Annotated in this window: 13 protein-coding genes, 4 pseudogenes and 3 CRISPR repeat arrays; of the genes and pseudogenes, 10 read left to right on the top strand and 7 right to left on the bottom strand. The window is 39.8% G+C overall.

Annotated elements, in window-relative coordinates; translation table 11 throughout:
- Positions 1 to 449: 449 nt before the first annotated feature.
- Positions 450 to 2,451: a CRISPR direct-repeat array (repeat unit 37 nt; unit sequence GTCTTAATCCCTTATCTACAGGGAAGTCTGTTCAGAC).
- An 85-nt stretch (positions 2,452 to 2,536) separates the two neighbouring features.
- The 7 genes and pseudogenes from K1T76_RS12510 to K1T76_RS12480 form a co-directional block, all read left to right on the top strand.
- The gene (locus K1T76_RS12510) at positions 2,537 to 2,920 is read left to right on the top strand and encodes a transposase (RefSeq protein ID WP_230245512.1); all 384 of its coding nucleotides are present in this window, start codon (positions 2,537 to 2,539) and stop codon (positions 2,918 to 2,920) included.
- On the top strand, positions 2,917 to 3,252 hold the full coding sequence (gene tnpB, locus K1T76_RS12505; protein ID WP_165382150.1) for an IS66 family insertion sequence element accessory protein TnpB: 336 nt from the start codon (positions 2,917 to 2,919) through the stop codon (positions 3,250 to 3,252). The genes K1T76_RS12510 and tnpB (K1T76_RS12505) overlap by 4 nt, the downstream gene beginning before the upstream one ends.
- A gap of 74 nt (positions 3,253 to 3,326) precedes the next feature.
- A pseudogene (gene tnpC, locus K1T76_RS12500) lies at positions 3,327 to 4,505 on the top strand (IS66 family transposase); the annotation flags it as partial.
- An 85-nt stretch (positions 4,506 to 4,590) separates the two neighbouring features.
- On the top strand, positions 4,591 to 4,974 hold the full coding sequence (locus K1T76_RS12495; protein ID WP_230243836.1) for a transposase: 384 nt from the start codon (positions 4,591 to 4,593) through the stop codon (positions 4,972 to 4,974).
- Positions 4,971 to 5,306 carry an IS66 family insertion sequence element accessory protein TnpB gene (gene tnpB, locus K1T76_RS12490; RefSeq protein ID WP_000618091.1) on the top strand — a complete coding sequence of 112 codons (336 nt, stop codon included), beginning with the start codon at positions 4,971 to 4,973 and terminating at the stop codon, positions 5,304 to 5,306. Before K1T76_RS12495 ends, tnpB (K1T76_RS12490) begins: the two co-directional genes overlap by 4 nt.
- A gap of 74 nt (positions 5,307 to 5,380) precedes the next feature.
- Complete coding sequence (gene tnpC / locus K1T76_RS12485) at positions 5,381 to 6,985, top strand: IS66 family transposase (RefSeq protein WP_230243837.1); 1,605 nt, start codon at positions 5,381 to 5,383, stop codon at positions 6,983 to 6,985.
- A 31-nt stretch (positions 6,986 to 7,016) separates the two neighbouring features.
- Positions 7,017 to 7,472: pseudogene (locus K1T76_RS12480) on the top strand (IS66 family transposase); the annotation flags it as partial.
- Positions 7,473 to 7,543: 71 nt separating this feature from the next.
- Positions 7,544 to 7,999: direct repeats of the CRISPR family, unit length 37 nt; unit sequence GTCTTAATCCCTTATCTACAGGGAAGTCTGTTCAGAC.
- Between the two features lie 138 nt (positions 8,000 to 8,137).
- A CRISPR array of direct repeats spans positions 8,138 to 9,085; the repeat unit is 37 nt; unit sequence GTCTTAATCCCTTATCTACAGGGAAGTCTGTTCAGAC.
- Between the two features lie 196 nt (positions 9,086 to 9,281).
- On the opposite strand, the gene csx16 reads toward K1T76_RS12480, so the two are convergent.
- Positions 9,282 to 9,584 carry a CRISPR-associated protein Csx16 gene (gene csx16 / locus K1T76_RS12475; RefSeq protein ID WP_230245511.1) on the bottom strand — a complete coding sequence of 101 codons (303 nt, stop codon included), beginning with the start codon at positions 9,582 to 9,584 and terminating at the stop codon, positions 9,282 to 9,284.
- A gap of 61 nt (positions 9,585 to 9,645) precedes the next feature.
- Positions 9,646 to 10,854, bottom strand: a complete 1,209-nt coding sequence (locus tag K1T76_RS12470; protein ID WP_230245510.1) for a Card1-like endonuclease domain-containing protein — start codon at positions 10,852 to 10,854, stop codon at positions 9,646 to 9,648.
- 173 nt (positions 10,855 to 11,027) lie between these two features.
- Between K1T76_RS12470 and K1T76_RS12465 the strand changes: the two are divergent.
- Positions 11,028 to 11,156: pseudogene (locus K1T76_RS12465) on the top strand (IS3 family transposase); the annotation flags it as partial.
- 155 nt (positions 11,157 to 11,311) lie between these two features.
- On the opposite strand, the gene K1T76_RS12460 reads toward K1T76_RS12465, so the two are convergent.
- Genes K1T76_RS12460 through K1T76_RS12450 form a run of 3 tightly spaced genes read right to left on the bottom strand, consistent with a single transcriptional unit; the run spans position 11,312 to position 17,476 of the window.
- On the bottom strand, positions 11,312 to 14,545 hold the full coding sequence (locus K1T76_RS12460; protein WP_230245509.1) for a site-specific integrase: 3,234 nt from the start codon (positions 14,543 to 14,545) through the stop codon (positions 11,312 to 11,314).
- Positions 14,529 to 16,802: a hypothetical protein gene (locus tag K1T76_RS12455; protein WP_230245508.1), complete on the bottom strand. Its 2,274-nt coding sequence runs from the start codon at positions 16,800 to 16,802 to the stop codon at positions 14,529 to 14,531. Before K1T76_RS12455 ends, K1T76_RS12460 begins: the two co-directional genes overlap by 17 nt.
- A complete protein-coding gene (locus K1T76_RS12450; RefSeq protein WP_230245507.1) occupies positions 16,802 to 17,476 on the bottom strand; it encodes a hypothetical protein in 675 nt (224 codons plus the stop codon). Before K1T76_RS12450 ends, K1T76_RS12455 begins: the two co-directional genes overlap by 1 nt.
- Positions 17,477 to 17,839: 363 nt before the next feature.
- On the opposite strand from K1T76_RS12450, the pseudogene K1T76_RS15045 reads away from it, so the two are divergent.
- Positions 17,840 to 18,077: pseudogene (locus K1T76_RS15045) on the top strand (hypothetical protein).
- 69 nt (positions 18,078 to 18,146) lie between these two features.
- Here the strand turns inward: K1T76_RS15045 and K1T76_RS12445 are convergent.
- Positions 18,147 to 18,461, bottom strand: a complete 315-nt coding sequence (locus tag K1T76_RS12445) for a hypothetical protein (RefSeq protein ID WP_230245506.1) — start codon at positions 18,459 to 18,461, stop codon at positions 18,147 to 18,149.
- 100 nt (positions 18,462 to 18,561) lie between these two features.
- Entirely contained in the window at positions 18,562 to 18,891 is a 330-nt protein-coding gene (locus tag K1T76_RS12440; RefSeq protein ID WP_230245505.1) for a DUF4236 domain-containing protein, read from the bottom strand.
- A 151-nt stretch (positions 18,892 to 19,042) separates the two neighbouring features.
- Here K1T76_RS12440 and K1T76_RS12435 point away from each other — a divergent pair, with 151 nt between their 5' ends.
- Positions 19,043 to 19,633, top strand: coding sequence for a class I SAM-dependent methyltransferase (locus K1T76_RS12435; RefSeq protein WP_230245504.1), 591 nt, complete (start codon positions 19,043 to 19,045; stop codon positions 19,631 to 19,633).

Raw genomic sequence — 19,633 nt, 5'->3', positions numbered from 1 at the left:
CCATCAAGATGGTGTCTTGATGGCTTTTAAAATTGCTTATTTAGGGAAGAATCTAAAAGATACTATCGAGGGTGCACGTCTAACTCAAGCAAAGCTTTCGTCTTGCACTCGGGCAAAGCAGTGCTTTGCTGTTCCTCGTTCATCCCTTATCTACAGGGAAGTCTGTTCAGACCGACGAAACCGACGAAAAGCTTCAGGGTTTAAAGTCTTAATCCCTTATCTACAGGGAAGTCTGTTCAGACTATCCAACAATATCAAATCGACTCTGAACTGTTGTCTTAATCCCTTATCTACAGGGAAGTCTGTTCAGACTATGGCAATCCGATTCAGTGAGAAGACTAGCATGTCTTAATCCCTTATTTTACGCCTTCTTCGAAACAGTGTTTCTCAGAAAGGCTCAGGAAGTCTGTTCAGACTTATTGAGATTGAGCATCGTATTCTGAGCCTATAGTCTTAATCCCTTATCTACAGGGAAGTCTGTTTAGACGTTTCCGAACTCTTTGGACTCACCGTTGACCAAGTCTTAATCCCTTATCTACAGGGAAGTCTGTTTAGACACTGACGTGGATTTTGCCATGAACTTTGACTTCGTCTTAATCCCTTATCTACAGGGAAGTCTGTTCAGACAATTAACATGAAAGCAATTATCGTAGCAGCTGTAGTCTTAATCCCTTATCTACAGGGAAGTCTGTTCAGACCTAAGGTTAATGAGTTACTGAACAGTATCTCAGAGTCTTAATCCCTTATCTACAGGGAAGTCTGTTCAGACTATCCAACAATATCAAATCGACTCTGAACTGTTGTCTTAATCCCTTATCTACAGGGAAGTCTGTTCAGACTTTAAAAAAGGATATATTCCATGAAACATTTAAGTCTTAATCCCTTATCTACAGGGAAGTCTGTTCAGACGTTGGCGCCGCGCAATTTCACGTAGAGCCTGTGTCTTAATCCCTTATCTACAGGGAAGTCTGTTCAGACTTTGACATGTTAGATAAACGTTATCGTGTAGCAGTCTTAATCCCTTATCTACAGGGAAGTCTGTTCAGACGTGACCGCGCTCGTGAATTACTGATCGTCCCACCGTCTTAATCCCTTATCTACAGGGAAGTCTGTTCAGACCCCTGACACTCCATTAGAATTTCATCACCTATCTGTCTTAATCCCTTATCTACAGGGAAGTCTGTTCAGACTATATAATAAAATATCTTGAAGCACTTCAAAGGTCTTAATCCCTTATCTACAGGGAAGTCTGTTCAGACTATAAAAGTAGTTTGGATGTTTAGCCACATCTAGTCTTAATCCCTTATCTACAGGGAAGTCTGTTCAGACGAAAGCAGCTATACAAATAGGCTTAATCTGATGTCTTAATCCCTTATCTACAGGGAAGTCTGTTCAGACACAACAGGGTTCTTGTATACGTCACGATACAAGTGTCTTAATCCCTTATCTACAGGGAAGTCTGTTCAGACCTTGAGGAGATGGTAAATAATCTGCCATCAATGTCTTAATCCCTTATCTACAGGGAAGTCTGTTCAGACTATATTGCGCTTGGTTACAAGGGCAAGCAAGTGTCTTAATCCCTTATCTACAGGGAAGTCTGTTCAGACATTTAACAATCCGCTTATACGCGGAAAACCCAGGGTCTTAATCCCTTATCTACAGGGAAGTCTGTTTAGACACTGACGTGGATTTTGCCATGAACTTTGACTTCGTCTTAATCCCTTATCTACAGGGAAGTCTGTTCAGACTTATAAGAACGCTAAAGCTAAGCTGGATATGAGTCTTAATCCCTTATCTACAGGGAAGTCTGTTCAGACTGATGCAAAAGGTTCATACTCGTGCCAAGTATTCGTCTTAATCCCTTATCTACAGGGAAGTCTGTTCAGACAGAGGTATATCTCAGAAGAAGTAGCCGTTAATCCGTCTTAATCCCTTATCTACAGGGAAGTCTGTTCAGACCCAAAATCCAATGTCTGATTGCCCATGGGGTGATGTCTTAATCCCTTATCTACAGGGAAGTCTGTTCAGACGAGGGTACATATCCTATTCCGCAAGATTGTCTCGTCTTAATCCCTTATCTACAGGGAAGTCTGTTCAGACTTTGACATGTTAGATAAACGTTATCGTGTAGCAGTCTTAATCCCTTATCTACAGGGAAGTCTGTTCAGACGTGACCGCGCTCGTGAATTACTGATCGTCCCACCGTCTTAATCCCTTATCTACAGGGAAGTCTGTTCAGACCCCTGACACTCCATTAGAATTTCATCACCTATCTGTCTTAATCCCTTATCTACAGGGAAGTCTGTTCAGACTGTGGCAAACTCTGTAGTACTTGAATTACAGAAGTCTTAATCCCTTATCTACAGGGAAGTCTGTTCAGACGATGGATCTTGGCTCTTGGCTCCGATTCATCCGTCTTAATCCCTTATCTACAGGGAAGTCTGTTCAGACGTAAGCGTCCGCTGAACACACCTTCTGAATTCATCCTATAAGCCTTAATTTAGTCCCCACTTAGAAACAAGTGGGGACTTAATCCATGAACATGGATATATATTCAGCAACACCTCCTGTTGCTAAAAAACGCCGAAAATACAGCAAAGAATTCAAACTCAGTATTGTCAATGCCTGCAAAAATCCTAATACCTCGATCGCTTCGGTCGCACTGCAACATAGTATTAATGCCAACCTTGTCAGTCGTTGGATCAGGATCTTCAGCCATCATGATGGTGCCGTGCAGGATCCTACTCATGTGAATCCAGCATTTATTGCTTTGCCTTACACTGCTGCAATCAGCCAACCTATTGATGAGAGGATCACGTTGTGTATCACCGTGCCTCATACGAATAATGATATTCAGCTAAAATGGCAGACATCAGAAATACCTGTCTTGGCAGAATTACTCAAGGCACTTGCAACATGATCCGCATTGATGAAATCTGGTTGTCTACTCAGCCCATGGACATGCGTGCAGGTATGGATACGACCATGGCTCAGGTGGTGAGAGCCTTTGGCTACATCAAACCGCATTGCGCCTACCTGTTCTGTAATAAACGTGGCCATCGTATGAAAGTGCTGGTACATGATGGACTGGGCATCTGGCTGTGTGCCAGGCGGCTGGAACAGGGAAAATTCCACTGGGCTCAAGTTCACCAAGGTGAAACCGTGGTCCTCAACCCGGAACAGTTACAGGCATTAATCCAGGGTTTGCCCTGGCAGCGCATTGGACGACAGCAAGTGGTAACAATGCTCTAAACCAAGCTCGGCTATTCTGCTATTCTCCAAACGTTCTATTTCATTCTCTTCATGACCTCAGGCATACTGCGGTCATGAATACGCTGCCTGACTTAAGCCAACTGACCCATGAACAACTGCTGGAATTTACCCGGCAGTTGGCGATGCAGCATCAGTCTCTAGCACAATCAAACCAGCAATTAGATGCCAGAGTTCAACATCTTGAAGTCACCAATCAGCAATTAGATTCTAAAGTTCAACATCTTTCTATTCTCAATCAAAAATACGAGCATGAACTGGCGCTGTTTAAAAAGCACAAATTCGCCCAAAAGAATGAACACTTAACGGCAAAACAAATCCATCTGTGGGATGAAGCGGTTGAAGAAGATATTGCCGCGGTTGATCTAGAACTGGAACGGCTAAATGCAGATAAAACCAATGCAGCGACACACAAAGCCAAAACCAATAAACCTAAACGTCGACCACTGCCAGATCATCTACACACCATCCGTATTGAGCATGAACCTGCATCAACCCAATGTGCTTGTGGATGCCAACTCCGGCGTATCGGCGAAGATGTCAGTGAAAAACTGCATTTCAGACCGGCACAGTTCTATAAGGAACAGCATGTGCGTGGTAAATGGGTCTGTGATCAGTGTGACACCCTGACTCAGCAAGCGATGCCCGCCTATGTGATTGATAAAGGCATTGCTTCACCTGAACTGCTCAGCCATGTTTTGGTATCGAAATATGCCGATCATTTGCCGCTGTACCGTCAACGTCTGATCTATCAGCGGGCGGGAATCGAACTTTCTAGATCAACTTTATCTGACTGGATAGGTCGCTGCGGTGTAGAACTGGAACCTCTGGCCAATGCCTTAAAAGAGGTGGTACTACAACAGCAGGTGCTGCATGCAGATGAAACACCGGTCACCATCATGCGGATGGGTGAGAATGATAAAAAACCGAAGAAAGGTTATGTCTGGGCCTATGCCACTACACAGTACAATCCAGTTCAGGCGGTGATCTATGACTTTCAGGATAGTCGTTCAGGCCAGCATGCTGCAGAGTTCTTGAAAGGCTGGCAGGGTTATCTAGTCTGTGATGATTACAGTGGTTATAAAGCACGCTTCAAATCAGGTCAGGTCATTGAGGTGGGCTGCATGGCCCATGCACGTCGTAAATTCCATGAACTGCATGTAACTGGGAAAAGTCAGGTCGCTGAACAGGCATTGGTGCTGATTCAGAAACTGTATGCGATAGAAGCAGAACTGTAAGCATCCGGCTAACACAGCCTTACCAAGCGATCCTATAAGCCTTAATTTAGTTCCCACCTAAAAACAAGTGGGGACTTAATCCATGAACATGGATATATATTCAGCAACACCTCCTGTTGCTAAAAAACGCAGAACATACAGCAAAGAATTCAAACTCAGTATTGTCAATGCCTGTAAAAATCCTAATACCTCGATCGCTTCGGTCGCACTGCAACATAGTATTAATGCCAACCTTGTCAGTCGTTGGATCAGGATCTTCAGGCATCATGAGGGTGCCGTGCAGGATCCTACTCATGTGAATCCAGCATTTATTGCTTTGCCTTACACTGCTGCAATCAGCCAACCTATTGATGAGAGGATCACGTTGTGTATCACCGTGCCTCATACGAATAATGATATTCAGCTAAAATGGCAGACATCAGAAATACCTGCCTTGGCAGAATTACTCAAGGCACTTGCAACATGATCCGCATTGATGAAATCTGGTTGTCTACTCAGCCCATGGACATGCGTGCAGGTATGGATACGACCATGGCCCAGGTGGTGAGAGCCTTTGGCTACATCAAACCGCATTGTGCTTACCTGTTCTGTAATAAACGTGGCCATCGTATGAAAGTGTTGGTACATGATGGACTGGGCATCTGGCTGTGTGCCCGGCGTTTGGAACAGGGTAAATTTCACTGGGCTCAAGTTCACCAAGGTGAAACCGTGGCCCTCAGCCCGGAACAGTTACAGGCACTGATCCAGGGTTTGCCCTGGCAGCGCATTGGACGACAGCAGGTAGTGACGATGCTCTAAACCAGGTTGGTGCATTCTGCTATTCTCCAAACGTTCTATTTCATTCTCTTCATGACCTCAGGCATACTGCGGTCATGAATACACTGCCTGACTTAAACCAACTGACCCATGAACAACTGCTGGAATTTACCAGACAGTTGGCAATGCAGCATCAGTCTCTGGCACAATCAAATCAAGAATTAGAAAAATCAAACCAGCAATTGGATGCCAAAGTTCAGCATCTTTCTATTCTCAATCAAAAATACGAGCATGAACTGGCGCTGTTTAAAAAGCACGAATTCGCCCAAAAGAATGAACACTTAACGGCAAAACAAATCCATCTGTGGGATGAAGCGGTTGAAGAAGATATTGCCGCGGTTGATCTAGAACTGGAACGGCTAAATGCAGATAAAACCAATGCAGCGACACACAAAGCAACAGTCAACAAACCTAAACGTCGACCACTGCCAGATCATCTACACACCATCCGTATTGAGCATGAACCTGCATCAACCCAATGTGCTTGTGGCTGCCAACTCCGTCGTATCGGCGAAGATGTCAGTGAAAAACTGCATTTCAGACCGGCACAGTTCTATAAGGAACAGCATGTGCGTGGTAAATGGGTCTGTGATCAGTGTGACACTCTGACTCAGCAAGCGATGCCCGCCTATGTGATTGATAAAGGCATTGCTTCACCTGAATTGCTCAGCCATGTGCTGGTATCGAAGTATGCCGATCATTTGCCGCTGTACCGTCAACGTCTGATCTATCAGCGGGCGGGAATCGAACTTTCTAGATCAACTTTATCTGACTGGATAGGTCGCTGCGGTGTAGAACTGGAACCTCTGGCCAATGCCTTAAAAGAGGTGGTACTACAACAGCAGGTGCTGCATGCAGATGAAACACCGGTCACCATCATGCGGATGGGTGAGAATGATAAAAAACCGAAGAAAGGTTATGTCTGGGCCTATGCCACTACACAGTACAATCCAGTTCAGGCGGTGATCTATGACTTTCAGGATAGTCGTTCAGGCCAGCATGCTGAAGAGTTCTTGAAAGGCTGGCAGGGCTATCTAGTCTGTGATGATTACAGTGGTTATAAAGCACGCTTTAAATCAGGCGATGTCATTGAGGTGGGCTGCATGGCGCATGCACGTCGTAAATTCCATGAACTGCATGTAACTGGGAAAAGTCAGGTCGCTGAACAGGCATTAGTGCTGATTCAGAAACTGTATGCGATAGAAGCAGAGCTCAGGAAAAAGACCGATGGTACAGCGGAAGACCGCCGCGAATACCGACAACAGCATAGTCAACCAGTGATGCAACAACTATATGAATGGCTCAACCAACATCATCTGACAGTGCCATCGAGTTCTCCCACCGCCAAGGCCATCAATTACACTCTGAAGCGTTGGCCAGCTTTAAGCCGCTATCTGGATGATGGCAATCTACCGATTTGCAATAATTGGGTCGAGAATCAGATGCGTCCCTGGGCGTTGGGGCGCAAGAACTGGCTGTTTGCAGGTTCGCTGCGCAGTGGTCAGCGAGCGGCAAACATCATGACGTTAATCCAGTCAGCAAAGCTGAATGGCTTGGATCCGTATGCCTATTTAAGTGATGTGCTGAAAAGGCTGCCGACACATAAAGTGACCCAGATTGAAGAATTGCTGCCGCACTGCTGGAAACCTAAATCGAATTAAAAAATAGGTATGGGATTCAGCGGACGCTTACGCAGAACTCAGGAAAAAGACCGATAGTACAGCGGAAGACCGCTGCGAATACCGACAACAGCATAGTCAACCAGTGATGCAACAACTATATGAATGGCTCAACCAACATCATCTGACGGTGCCATCGAGTTCTCCCACCGCCAAGGCCATCAATTACACTCTGAAGCGTTGGCCAGCTTTAAGCCGCTATTTGGATGATGGCAATCTACCGATTTGCAATAATTGGGTAGAGAATCAAATGCGACCTTGGGCCTTAGGGCGCAAGAACTGGCTGTTTGCTGGCTCGCTGCGCAGCGGCCAGCGAGCGGCGAATATCATGACTTTAATCCAGTCAGCAAAGCTGAATGGCTTGGATCCGTATGCCTATTTAAGTGATGTGCTGAAAAGGTTACCGACACACAAAGTGACCCAAATTGAAGAATTGCTACCACACCGCTGGAAACCTAAATCGAATTAAAAAATAGGTATGGGATTCAGCGGACGCTTACGTTCAGACTATATAATAAAATATCTTGAAGCACTTCAAAGGTCTTAATCCCTTATCTACAGGGAAGTCTGTTCAGACTATAAAAGTAGTTTGGATGTTTAGCCACATCTAGTCTTAATCCCTTATCTACAGGGAAGTCTGTTCAGACGAAAGCAGCTATACAAATAGGCTTAATCTGATGTCTTAATCCCTTATCTACAGGGAAGTCTGTTCAGACACAACAGGGTTCTTGTATACGTCACGATACAAGTGTCTTAATCCCTTATCTACAGGGAAGTCTGTTCAGACCTTGAGGAGATGGTAAATAATCTGCCATCAATGTCTTAATCCCTTATCTACAGGGAAGTCTGTTCAGACTATATTGCGCTTGGTTACAAGGGCAAGCAAGTGTCTTAATCCCTTATCTACAGGGAAGTCTGTTCAGACATTTAACAATCCGCTTATACGCGGAAAACCCAGGGTCTTAATCCCTTATCTACAGGGAAGTCTGTTCAGACGTCATACAATCGTCGTGAAGTAAACGCATTCATTGTCTTAATCCCTTATTTTACGCCTTCTTCGAAACAGTGTTTCTCAGAAAGGCTCAGGAAGTCTGTTCAGACCTATTAGTAATAATACGGACTATATCTACTGGTCGTCTTAATCCCTTATCTACAGGGAAGTCTGTTCAGACTTATAAGAACGCTAAAGCTAAGCTGGATATGAGTCTTAATCCCTTATCTACAGGGAAGTCTGTTCAGACAGAGGTATATCTCAGAAGAAGTAGCCGTTAATCCGTCTTAATCCCTTATCTACAGGGAAGTCTGTTCAGACCCAAAATCCAATGTCTGATTGCCCATGGGGTGATGTCTTAATCCCTTATCTACAGGGAAGTCTGTTCAGACGAGGGTACATATCCTATTCCGCAAGATTGTCTCGTCTTAATCCCTTATCTACAGGGAAGTCTGTTCAGACGTTTCAGTGCAGTAACAAGTCAATCTGTAATGTGTCTTAATCCCTTATCTACAGGGAAGTCTGTTCAGACTATACCGCTTACAATGATGGACATGGGTTGGAGTCTTAATCCCTTATCTACAGGGAAGTCTGTTCAGACTATAGAGGGATTCAAAATGAAATTCTTAAAAGGTCTTAATCCCTTATCTACAGGGAAGTCTGTTCAGACTGTAAATCAAGCTCTAACTCCAGATATCCGTCAGCGTCTTAATCCCTTATCTACAGGGAAGTCTGTTCAGACCTTATCGTACTTGCTGTTATTGCTGCTGGTGAGTCTTAATCCCTTATCTACAGGGAAGTCTGTTCAGACAGACCGTTCTGTTGGTATTACCTCAGCGGATGGTCTTAATCCCTTATCTACAGGGAAGTCTGTTCAGACATACAGCTGAACTTAATCGTTGGATTGCTTTTGTCTTAATCCCTTATCTACAGGGAAGTCTGTTCAGACATTAACAGCACTAGCACTCATTCTATCTAAATAGGTCTTAATCCCTTATCTACAGGGAAGTCTGTTCAGACTGCTGAGCATGAAGAGTTGTTACGTACTCTATTCGTCTTAATCCCTTATCTACAGGGAAGTCTGTTCAGACTCTACCTCTATTTTTTTCTTTTGTAAAGCAAAGGCTTATAGAGGCTAAATATTTCAAAGTATGTATCAGTAAAGTTGCTGTATGACAAAATATTTCACAGTTTTTCTTATAAATATAAAAAACAATATGTTGTGATAATTTTTGTGCGAATATCATGTCAATACATGAATTGTAATCCCATACACGGGCGTGCTGATCAAATTGGGTTAGGGCGTACAACATAAAATTCCTCCAATCGGATATGACAATCGCGTAATTGTTGTGCGCTTAATTCTAAACCTCTGAAATGTGCAGGCACATGCATGGATAAATGAACATACCGAATACCTCGCACATGCAAGTCTGCAACCAAATGAATAGGTAAAGTCCCGATTACCGTATCTTCAGCACGCAGTTCATTAAAATTTGCTAAATGGGTAACATGCACATCGTAATGTACATGCTCCTCTTTAGCCCATTCTAATGCACCTTTATGGCGAGTAATAAAGTAAACGGTCATCTTATTTTCCACATCATTCAATATGTAAAAGCATGCCATAGATCAACTACAAACGTATGATCTATAAGCTTATACCTTGACTGATACTTGCCGATTCGGGCTGTAGCCATTCTGAAATAAGCTGACTTAAATTGAGTAAATCACGTTCTTGGAATATCCGAATTTCAGAATTATTGGCACGAGTTAAGTTGTAATCTTTTAAACTATACAGCGAAATAACCGCTTGTTTTTGATTGATTCCACCAAAATCTTGCAAAGAAGATAATTTATACAAAACATCTTTAGCTTGTTCATGTGCCATCGTTTTAGCTGTTTTACATTCTATACAATATAAATGAGCATGATGAATAAACATGACATCCATTTCATTTGGAGTATCTTTCTTTTTTAATTCAACATTAATAGCAAGTTCTGCCTGTGGGTTTAAACCAATAAGTGCTTTATAGCATTCATAGCCACTGTAGACTTCCAACCAGCCACCTTTCATATAATCTCGTGTTTCTTCAGATTTAAATTGAATTACACTTGAGGTGCTGTCAAATGAAAAGAAAGCTTCTTGACTAATTTGTGCTAGGACCTCTAAACCTTCGGCTTGTTCCGCTTGAATATTGTCAAAATGAACATTCAAACTGTTTTCATCATCCGACATAGAAGCCAATTTATTAATAAATGAGCAAAAGCGTCGTCCTTTTTGGAAATCATTTTTCATTACATCAATTAAGATTTGTGCATAGCGCAATTGTTCAAGTGAAATATCGGTGATTGGCTGTTGCTTTGTAATCTGGTAGCCGCGTGACAGCACACGTTGCTGCATATTTAGATTGCTGTTGATTGGGTAGACAATTTGGTTGGTCTGCCGTTGATACCAAACAACGTGCTGACCACGACTTTGGTAAAAACTTTCCGCACGTGCTGAACCCAAAAGCATAGATGCACGATCCATTGCAATACTCATCAGTTTTGTGCCACCTGTAGTATTAAAGATAAAACGATCTTTAGCTGGATGTTGGTTTGCCCAATTCAAAATCATTTCTTGGATGGCAAACATATTGGATTCTTCATAGCCGTTTGGAATATTTAATATCTCAATAGTTGCTTGGCTAATAAGTTTTAAACTTTGCACTAAAAGATCAGTCTTACCTTGTTGATCCATATACGTGGTGCTGAGTACTGTAATTTTATCAATAATGCTCTTATTTTCGATGAAATAACGGGCAGATTCTAAATTTGCTTCAGGATGGCCAGTAGTACTAAGAACTAAGATTCGCATATATTTTATCTGGTTATCAGGGGCTTATGAATAATTATATCTGATAACTTATTTGAGTACTAAATCAAAAAAAGACCACCAACTTGAGGTGAACCGTACCGAGTTTGTTGGAGCCCCATTTTCTTGAGATAAGAAGGATTGCTTCGCAAGACGTAGCAAAGCGTAGTGTCCCGATGAAAAAAGTAAAATATACCCCCGAAATCAGAGAAATAGCAGTTCAATAATTAATAGAATACGAAAAAGATTATCCATCGAATTGGGCCGCAATTACAGCTAAGATTGGCTGTACGCCTGAAACACTTTGTATTCTTGTTAAAGTACAATAGATAATAGTCTGACCATTGAAAATAAGAGGTATTTTACTATTTTAATAGTTATATAATAGCGAAAACTGACTATATTTTACTATTAAAATAGAATTATAGAGGGGTATACAACACACCATGGAAATCATAAATTAATCAGTTTTAAAAAGTTCCTCTTGGTGTAATGCAGCGATAGGTCTATGCAGGGTAACAGGCGCTATGTCATCTAACTCATTAAGCTGAACAGATCGTGGGCGACCAATACATGCTAGATGTAAGCAAAATTTAAATGCAGCAAGAGCATGACCATCTTTTACTGAGTAGAGTTGTAGACGAGGAAATTCCTCTTGAGTTGATGGATGTTTATCTGTTGATGCTTTTGCTAATTTGAAAAGTTGAGGCTGTTGTTTAGCATCTAACTTTGTTTGCAAATCTTGTCCAAGTAAGTGCCAAAATTTGGCAGGAAATAAAGCCTTAACTTGGGAGTAAAAATGTTCGAGTTGATCGATATCCTTCCAGCGATAATGGATACCTGTGTGTGATGCGGTCACTCGATTCAAAAAAATATTCAGGACGCTTGCAATTTGTATTGGATTTTTACGAGCTATTTTCTGTAGATGTTCAAAAAAATAAGTCACCGCATGAAGCTCTTCAGCGCTATCAAGCATTGCTGGTTTTAAGTGGGTTGAGCTATCAATACTAAATAAACGTGGATTCCCTTTTTTTGATTTAATGTTTGCTAAATTTAGAGCATTTTCATACCAATAATTGACGAGTTCTTCTGGCAAGCACATACGTTGAGCTGTACTTTTTGGATCGTTAGTAGTCTCCAATATATTGAGCGTTTCATAGAAGCGTTGAAGTGAAATTTTAGAATCTTCTGTTCCAACAAAGAAAGCAAAAAAATCATGGGATTGATCTATTTCTAACGACAGTTCATCTAAAATGTCAGTAGCATTACTTTGAAGCCATTTTGTTCGATCGTTCAATAATATAGTTGCTAGAGCGGCCTGGTTTTTTTCAAAATTAAAGTCTTTTTCATCATTTGTTATTTGCAAATTTTTAAACGTTGCATTGTGGCCCATAATTTTTTTAGCCAATTCATTAGGCATATCTGGATGATGTTTTAGTAGTTTTTGACCAGCGATCAGATAACTTAAATGAATATAGCTTTTGAATGTTTCAACTGGCTCTATATGTCCTAAGAGATGTGCAATAACAAACCAATGGTTTTGTCCATGTTGATTTTGAAGTAGCTCAGCTCGAATTTTTTGATATTCGTTTTCGCTATAGTCGGTTAGCTTTTGCACAAGTGGTGCATATTCACAGTTCAGTAAAAGCGATAAATGATTCGCTGCAGTGTGACGAAAAGAGTGAAAGGAGTAATGATGCCCTTTAAAGATCTGATTTAATATCAGTTTTAGGGGTACGGTGACAGTGTGTTTATTCAGTTTTTTATTTTCATTCAAGTTGCTGAATAAATATAAACTTTTCTTATTCTCTAAACGTTTTTCAACAACAAAATCGCTAAAGAATTGGTACTCATCATCTTTTAGCAAAGCGTATGCAGGCACAATCCGTTCCGCACTATCCGTTTTGAGCAGATGTTGATTCCCTTGTTTTTTTGAACCATAAGGTTGAACCCAGATAGAAAATTGATTTAAACCCTCGATATCTTTTACACGTAACCCGAGTATTTCGTTAATACGCATACCAGTACGGTAAGCCAAAATATAAATAATTTTTAATAATTTATAGTGATGGTCTGAGATGGATTGGTCATGTAAGAGCTGATTTAACTTCTTTAATATGACCTGGAAGGCTGTATGACCAATGATGCGTGCACGAGGTCTACTTTGCGATGCAATAAATTCAAGTTCGAAATCTTCCGCTTGAAAAACAATTTGTTGAAAGGTGTGAAAGCGTTTCAACATGCGGATTGTTTGGTCTTTAGATTTTTTAAACTCAGGTCGATCTGCTTCATCAGCAAGTCGTGTATTGCTAATGATTTGTTGATAGATTTTGTTCAGCAGATCATTAATGTCATCGTCGGCATCGAAGTATTGTAAGGCATGAGTTAAAAACGGTTCCGCGATCCGGGTGTAATATGTATAGATTGAACTATCTGCGAGTTTTTGATTATCTTGAAATACCTTCGTGTACTGAGTTGTATCAAAATCAAAGGTGGCTGATAATTTTTTTATTTGCTCTGAACTTGGTAGATAGAGACTGATGAGCCACAAAATAATACGTTTAGAAAACTCATTAAACTGCTCTTGGTGACGCAGGCAAAAATCAATAATGAGTTCAGCAATAGGTTGGTCCGTTGATGATGTGCGAATTATTTTCAGCAAGTTTTTATGAATAAATATCACATTCTCTACTGCTTCAGACGTATTGAGATCTGGTAGGACTTTGGCTGTAGAAGAGACATTTCGTTCGATTTCATCACTTAATTGAGTTTTAAATTTTGGGAATGCAAAGTTTTCAAACTCATGTTCTGATAAACCACACGTGAGTGTGTTTTCTAACAAACATTGTGAAAGGGCAGGATCAACATCTGCATTCTGCAGTTGTAGCCAATTAAAATTGGCGTAGTCACGTAAAAACTTAAAAGTCTTTTTGGTGTATGGATGTTTTATTTTTTGAAAAATGAGGTGCAGATACGCATTCACGTCTAGACTGATGTCACGAATTTGTCTTGTATTGAAGTGAATGAGCCAGAGTCGTGTGAGTTGATCTGGAACAAAATTACGTGATTTTCGAATAGTTTTTTCATCAACAAATAGATCGCCATAGCTTGGAGAAAGTGGCTCTAAAAAGATGATATTAAAATCGCAAATTTTTTGGATTTTTTCAGGGTTTTTTAAATGTTCGAGCAAAGCATTTAATGAAGCTGTTTGATTTAATCCACCGTATAACATTGAGCAAAGCAGAATATTCCCAATAATTTCATCATCAGAAAAAGCGGAACTATCTTGAGCAAGAATCCAGTAATCCCACAGTTTTTCGAGGATGATGTCAATTTCATGACCGGCTTGGATCCAATCTAAGGTGAAAATTGGTTCATCGCGTTTCATCTCAAAGGTGAGATAAGGTAGTGGGAGGTCTAGGTTATTACTTTTATTGAGGTCTTTGATATATGTTCGGAAGAATTCATGAGCATATTTTTTCCAGGCAAGATTCGGTGCTTTACGTTTAATAAACTCATAAATTGCAGGATAAGCTTGAATTAAGTCTTCATTTGAGAATTTTTGTTCATCAAAGTATTGTCGGAGCTCTTGTTCTGCACCAGCTCGTATGTCGTTTTTAGACTTATCTCGTTTGAATTGACGTCTGTCTTCAGCATAGCGTTTTTCTGAGATTTTTTTATTGCGTGATGACATGAGCTTCAACACCTGTAATTTTAAAATATGTTTTCATTTGCTCTAAAACATCTGCAATTTTAGAAAATTGAGAGAGCGATAAACTGGAAAATGGATGTGCTGCTTCTTGTTGCATTAGTTCATGCCCAAATAGAGCTAAAATTTCAGGTTCAGAAAATTTATGAGTCAAAAATGCACGAGCTGTGTGGCGATGCCAATTTTCATGAGCAAGTCCTAATTCAGGATGGAAATTTTTGACTGTATAAGGTCTTAGTGGTGTCCACTTGTTATTTTGAATGATTCCAAGCAAGGGTAACTTACTTGTTTCTATTTGTTGTATAGCATCACTTAAAGCAGGATGACTCATCATGATTTGAGTCGAAAAATATTCTAAAAATTTAAGGAATTTTTTTATCTCTTCAACTAAAAATGAACAAAGCGGAATGAGGCGTCCGAATCCATTACGGCCGCCTACTTCTTTGTCAGAAACCATCAAAATTTGGCGTTTTAAATTAAAGTTTTTAAGAAATCCAGGGAATTCAGCAACGGGGCGTGCTGCTGTAAAAAGAAGGAGGATATGCCATAGCCAGATATTATAATGATTAAAGATTGAAATTAGATCATCTTCGGCTTGTGAAAAAATATTAAATTTCAATACAGCAAAAATCTCTGTAATGACCTGTGGTTTTGGAGCTTTACGACTACCAAAATGAGTTATTGAATCAGGGAGCGAACGTACACAGCTTTCATATGTGCTTGCTACATCTGCACAAAGTGATTTTAGAATATCAATATATTGTGCATGTAATCGTGGAATATTCTGATGACAATAAGAAATAGATGATGACTGATTGGCATCAATCCCTGTGATTAAATCTGCGAGTTGTTTATTCCCTGTTTTTGCAAGAACCGTATGATGCAGTAGAGAACTCACCTTTACGACAGACAGTTTTGGAATCAATAATTCTTGTCTTAATTTGCGTAAATATTGCTGTATATCATCGAAACTAACCGAATCCATTTTGCGGAGATCCTCAATGAATAGATTCGGGATTGGAATGTCTAAATAGATCGTCTGATTAAGTAAGCTTGTTGAATACTCAAAATCACGGTTCTCAAATACATTAAATTTACTGTTTAAGAAGAATTGATCATTTTTATGGATCAATTTTTGGCGGTTATTTAAGTTTTTAGCTCGCTTGCTTTGTATATATAGCCACTCATTCACACTGTTGCCTGTCAAAAATGCGAGCATCAGGATTAAAGCACTTTTATTTTGATGTTCAGAGTAGTCCACATGAAGTCTTTTCAGTAGATGGTTCACGCTAGATGGATTCGGAAAAAAACTACTCGACGTGAGTAAATGTTCTTTGCGTTGAATATGTTTTGCAACAAGCGGTAGAACATAGCTTTGACTCGTTTCTGAATGTGCTGCGAGTGGTGTGACGTCAGTTGGATTGACAACAATTTGCCGATTAATCGGCTCATCGATTAAGGTTTCTATACTTAGTGCTTTAGGCGAGGCCCCTTTTTTTATTTCGATACTTTCTTCAATGAATTGTTCTTCATCAAGAAACTGATGTTGAAGCTGCGTATCGATACTTGCACGTGCAATCTTCGCTTTGTTTTTTAAAATGTAGTTAAAAGTAATGCGAATATCATTGAGTAGATTGCGATCAAACTCAGGCAATTCATCCGTATCTAATGTGATCAGATGTTGAATAAATTGTTCTAAGCTCTGTGTTGGATCTTGAAGATAGGTACTCCAGAGACGTTGATACTCTTTTGTATTTTGATATTTTTTTTCAGTATCTAAATTTTTATTTGCAGTCCTAAAGCGCTGGAATAAGCGCTTTACGGTATTGAAGTGTTCTGTGTGTGCTTGTTTAAAAAGCTCTGGTTTAAGCTCAGGAAGAGCAATTAAATAAATTGCCGCTTTTAAAACTAGAATATTCCAATTTTTTGCATGCGTCTGCGATTCAGGTAATTGCGCAATTGAATTGATGTATGACGTAATGGGTAAATCACTAATCTTAACTTTTTTCGTGAACGCGATTACCGGAGGTGTCGGCAGTTGCGAATCAAAGTCTACATCGATATCAAAGTAATCAAGATTGAGACCAACCAGAAAATTGTCAGTCTGTTGAGAAGACAATAGTTTAACCACAAAGTTGATATGTTGCGTACGTTCATATTGCTCATCACCAAACAGTTTTTCTAGTGTTTTTCGCAGTGAAATAGCTGGCAAATCAATATGCTCGTTTAGATTGTTCGACACTATGATCTCCAAATTTTTTCTGCACTCAGATCGCTATTTGAGTGATCTAAGAGATCTTTTACACATCTGCTGTGTAATGATAATTCATTAAAAATCTGTGTACGTTCTTGCTTGATCTTTTTCATCCGCTGATTGAGTTGGTTTCGAGAGCATGAAAGCAAGTGTGCAAGTAACTCTAGGCTCATTTGATGGTGTGGCTTCAAAGATGATTTTTTGTTAAGAGTTAATAGTGTTTGACGTGAAAGATGTGTGTTAATTAAATGCAATGTTTTTCGTGGATTTAACGACCGAATATCAAATTTTGAAGTTCTAATGAATTGAATAAATTCACGACTGCATAATTCCATCAGAAATGCTAACTCATCATCTGAAAAAGATTGTTGATGGTGAATAATTAAAGTGACTTCATTAATATCTTGCTTTAAATAGCTAAGATATAAGTGAATATTATTGAAAATGGAGTAGCCATCAAATTCTGAAGTTTTCCACACATGGAGTTCTTTTATGCGATTAGAAATATCTAAATCTGCAGTGAGATTTTTAAACATATTTAAGTAGCATAAGTTGAAACCATACGCTTGTGGATGAATGGTGATTCTGCTTTTTTTGAAATTTTTTAGAGTACTTATCTGTGTTGCTGGAAACTTCAAAAGTAGTTCAGATGTCAGATCCATGTGTGCTATTGAATAAAAATAATACAGCAATATTCACGTATATTTAGAGTTTTTGAATATGGCAGGAGGTATCATTTTTTCCTTGTTTTTAAAGTTTATTTATTATTGAAAGTTTCAAATTTTCCTCCTCGATTAGATACTCACTATTAGTTAGCTATATTTGTGAGTTGGCAAAAAATATCATGTTTCTATTATGATGTTCACATAGCAGATTACAATGAATACAGTAGGGATGAGTATAGTTGATTATTACAATAACAATGCTCAAATTTGATCTTTTTTAATGGTAATTAAAACCAAACAGGAATCAATTTTTGATAAGTATATAGATAAATTTAACTTGATTGATGGAGAGAACCAAGTATGGAAATTAAACAACTGAAACAGGTAGAAGTCGTTACAGATGATGTATGTGATGTACAACCAATCAACGAAACTGGAGTTTGGAACTTTATCGGTGCATTGGGGTTATGGCTCCAAGCATGATGGTGAAAAATGTTTCATTTATGCCCTGGCGACATTGAAAAAAGAGAGAGTCGATGAGTTTATGTTTGATGAAAATTTTGACCCTTCGACCCTAGAGGGGTTAGGCTTGAAGTGAACCTATCATCACGATAGGTTCTAAGAATCCAGAAAATACTGATTCATATCCACGCTAGCAGCTTCATTTTTAATGGCGAGTAAGGGATTCAGGAAAAATATTTTTCTTTGCTTCGAGGTCACTGAGTTCGGAAAATGCTTGAATACCGCCTGCGGCTTTAATTCCATCTAAAGCAACGGATAGAGCTTCCTGATCTGACGGGAATGTTTCATCCCATACCGTAGAAGTACCATTTTGGTTTACCACTTCCAGTGTCCAGTCACTATCAGGCAGTCGATAAATGAGAATTTCGACCTGCTGATTATGTTCCTGTAAAACTTGAGATAAGGGAGAGTCGATTAAATCATTTTCATCATAATCGTGAGTATGGTGATTGTCTGACATCAGAGGCAACCTTTATTGTACTTAACATCCGTCCATAGTAATGAATGAATCAGATTTTGCCTAGCAGGAGGAATATTATCGGTAAAAAGAGCGGTAAATTCTAAAAAAGAATTGCCCCGACAATAAAACAAAATAATCCAAAAATCACCCAAATCCAGACATTCGACCTAGGTTGCTCGGTATCTGATGTATAGAGCGGTTGTTGTTCCTGAGCAGGATTTTCTTGGTTGCCAACTCTGTTCTTATAGGGCTGGTGTTTTGAATAGGATAGGCCTGTGCCAGGAATACCAACGCTGGTTCGCGTACCTTTTTTGCCAATATTTAAAGAAGCACCAGGTTTACCAATGCTTGCACTGCTGATGCCTTTATGCGTCAGATTGATTTTTAATCCAGGTAATATTTTAATACTCTTGCGAAATCTGAAGCCCATATTTTTTCCATTTACAAGAACCAGTTTGGTTTCTATCTCAGTTGTCCAGATACAGTGAAATAAGAGTTTGATTCATTCATAGGACTGATCATTTGACTTATCTAGTGAAATATCAGTATGTTCTTTAACATAAGATATTGGCTTTTAGACAATGAATCAAACATCAAATTATTACAATCAACATGCTCAAGCATTTTTTGAAAATACCTATCAGGTTGAGATGGAAAGTCTTTACGCACCATTTCTAAGATATATGCCGGAACAGGCATTGATCCTGGATTTGGGCTGTGGTTCGGGTCGGGACACTTTGGCATTTAAGAAAAAAGGCTATCAAGTTGAGGCAATTGATTATTCTACCGAGCTGGTTGAAAAGGCGAGAAAGCTGACAGGCATCGAGGTACGTCAGCAAAGTTTTTATGAGCTGAATGAAGTAGCTAAGTATGATGGGATTTGGGCCTGTGCTTCTCTTTTACACTGTGAAAGAGATCGCCTGACTGAAGTGCTGGCGCGCATATTTAAAGCATTAAAGCCAAATGGTGTGTGTTATATGTCTTTTAAATATGGAAATACAGATCGTGAGAAAGAGGGGCGTAGCTTTACTGATCTAAATGAGCAGCAAGCTCATGACTTACTCAAACAAATCGACCAGGCTTTACTTTTACAGCAATGGATTACAGTAGATAAACGTCCAGACCGTACAGAAGAGTGGTTAAATATCCTGATTAGAAAAATGCAGGCTTAG

The sequence above is a fragment of the Acinetobacter sp. PW68 genome (genome assembly GCF_020982655.1).
In the GTDB taxonomy this organism is placed as follows: Bacteria; Pseudomonadota; Gammaproteobacteria; order Pseudomonadales; family Moraxellaceae; genus Acinetobacter; species Acinetobacter towneri_A.
The sequence above is the reverse complement of the archived record's forward strand: the minus strand, read 5'-3'. Positions and strand labels throughout refer to the sequence as shown.

Excerpts from the sequence above, each read along its gene's own strand:
- tnpB (WP_000618091.1), top strand. The coding sequence starts at position 4,971 with ATGATCCGCATTGATGAAATCTGGTTGTCTACTCAGCCCATGGACATG.
- tnpC (WP_230243837.1), top strand. The coding sequence starts at position 5,381 with ATGAATACACTGCCTGACTTAAACCAACTGACCCATGAACAACTGCTG.
- K1T76_RS12435 (WP_230245504.1), top strand. The coding sequence starts at position 19,043 with ATGAATCAAACATCAAATTATTACAATCAACATGCTCAAGCATTTTTT.
- K1T76_RS12450 (WP_230245507.1), bottom strand. The coding sequence starts at position 17,476 with ATGGATCTGACATCTGAACTACTTTTGAAGTTTCCAGCAACACAGATA.
- K1T76_RS12510 (WP_230245512.1), top strand. The coding sequence starts at position 2,537 with ATGAACATGGATATATATTCAGCAACACCTCCTGTTGCTAAAAAACGC.
- K1T76_RS12495 (WP_230243836.1), top strand. The coding sequence starts at position 4,591 with ATGAACATGGATATATATTCAGCAACACCTCCTGTTGCTAAAAAACGC.
- tnpB (WP_165382150.1), top strand. The coding sequence starts at position 2,917 with ATGATCCGCATTGATGAAATCTGGTTGTCTACTCAGCCCATGGACATG.
- K1T76_RS12470 (WP_230245510.1), bottom strand. The coding sequence starts at position 10,854 with ATGCGAATCTTAGTTCTTAGTACTACTGGCCATCCTGAAGCAAATTTA.
- K1T76_RS12440 (WP_230245505.1), bottom strand. The coding sequence starts at position 18,891 with ATGGGCTTCAGATTTCGCAAGAGTATTAAAATATTACCTGGATTAAAA.
- K1T76_RS12460 (WP_230245509.1), bottom strand. The coding sequence starts at position 14,545 with ATGTCATCACGCAATAAAAAAATCTCAGAAAAACGCTATGCTGAAGAC.
- csx16 (WP_230245511.1), bottom strand. The coding sequence starts at position 9,584 with ATGACCGTTTACTTTATTACTCGCCATAAAGGTGCATTAGAATGGGCT.
- K1T76_RS12445 (WP_230245506.1), bottom strand. The coding sequence starts at position 18,461 with ATGTCAGACAATCACCATACTCACGATTATGATGAAAATGATTTAATC.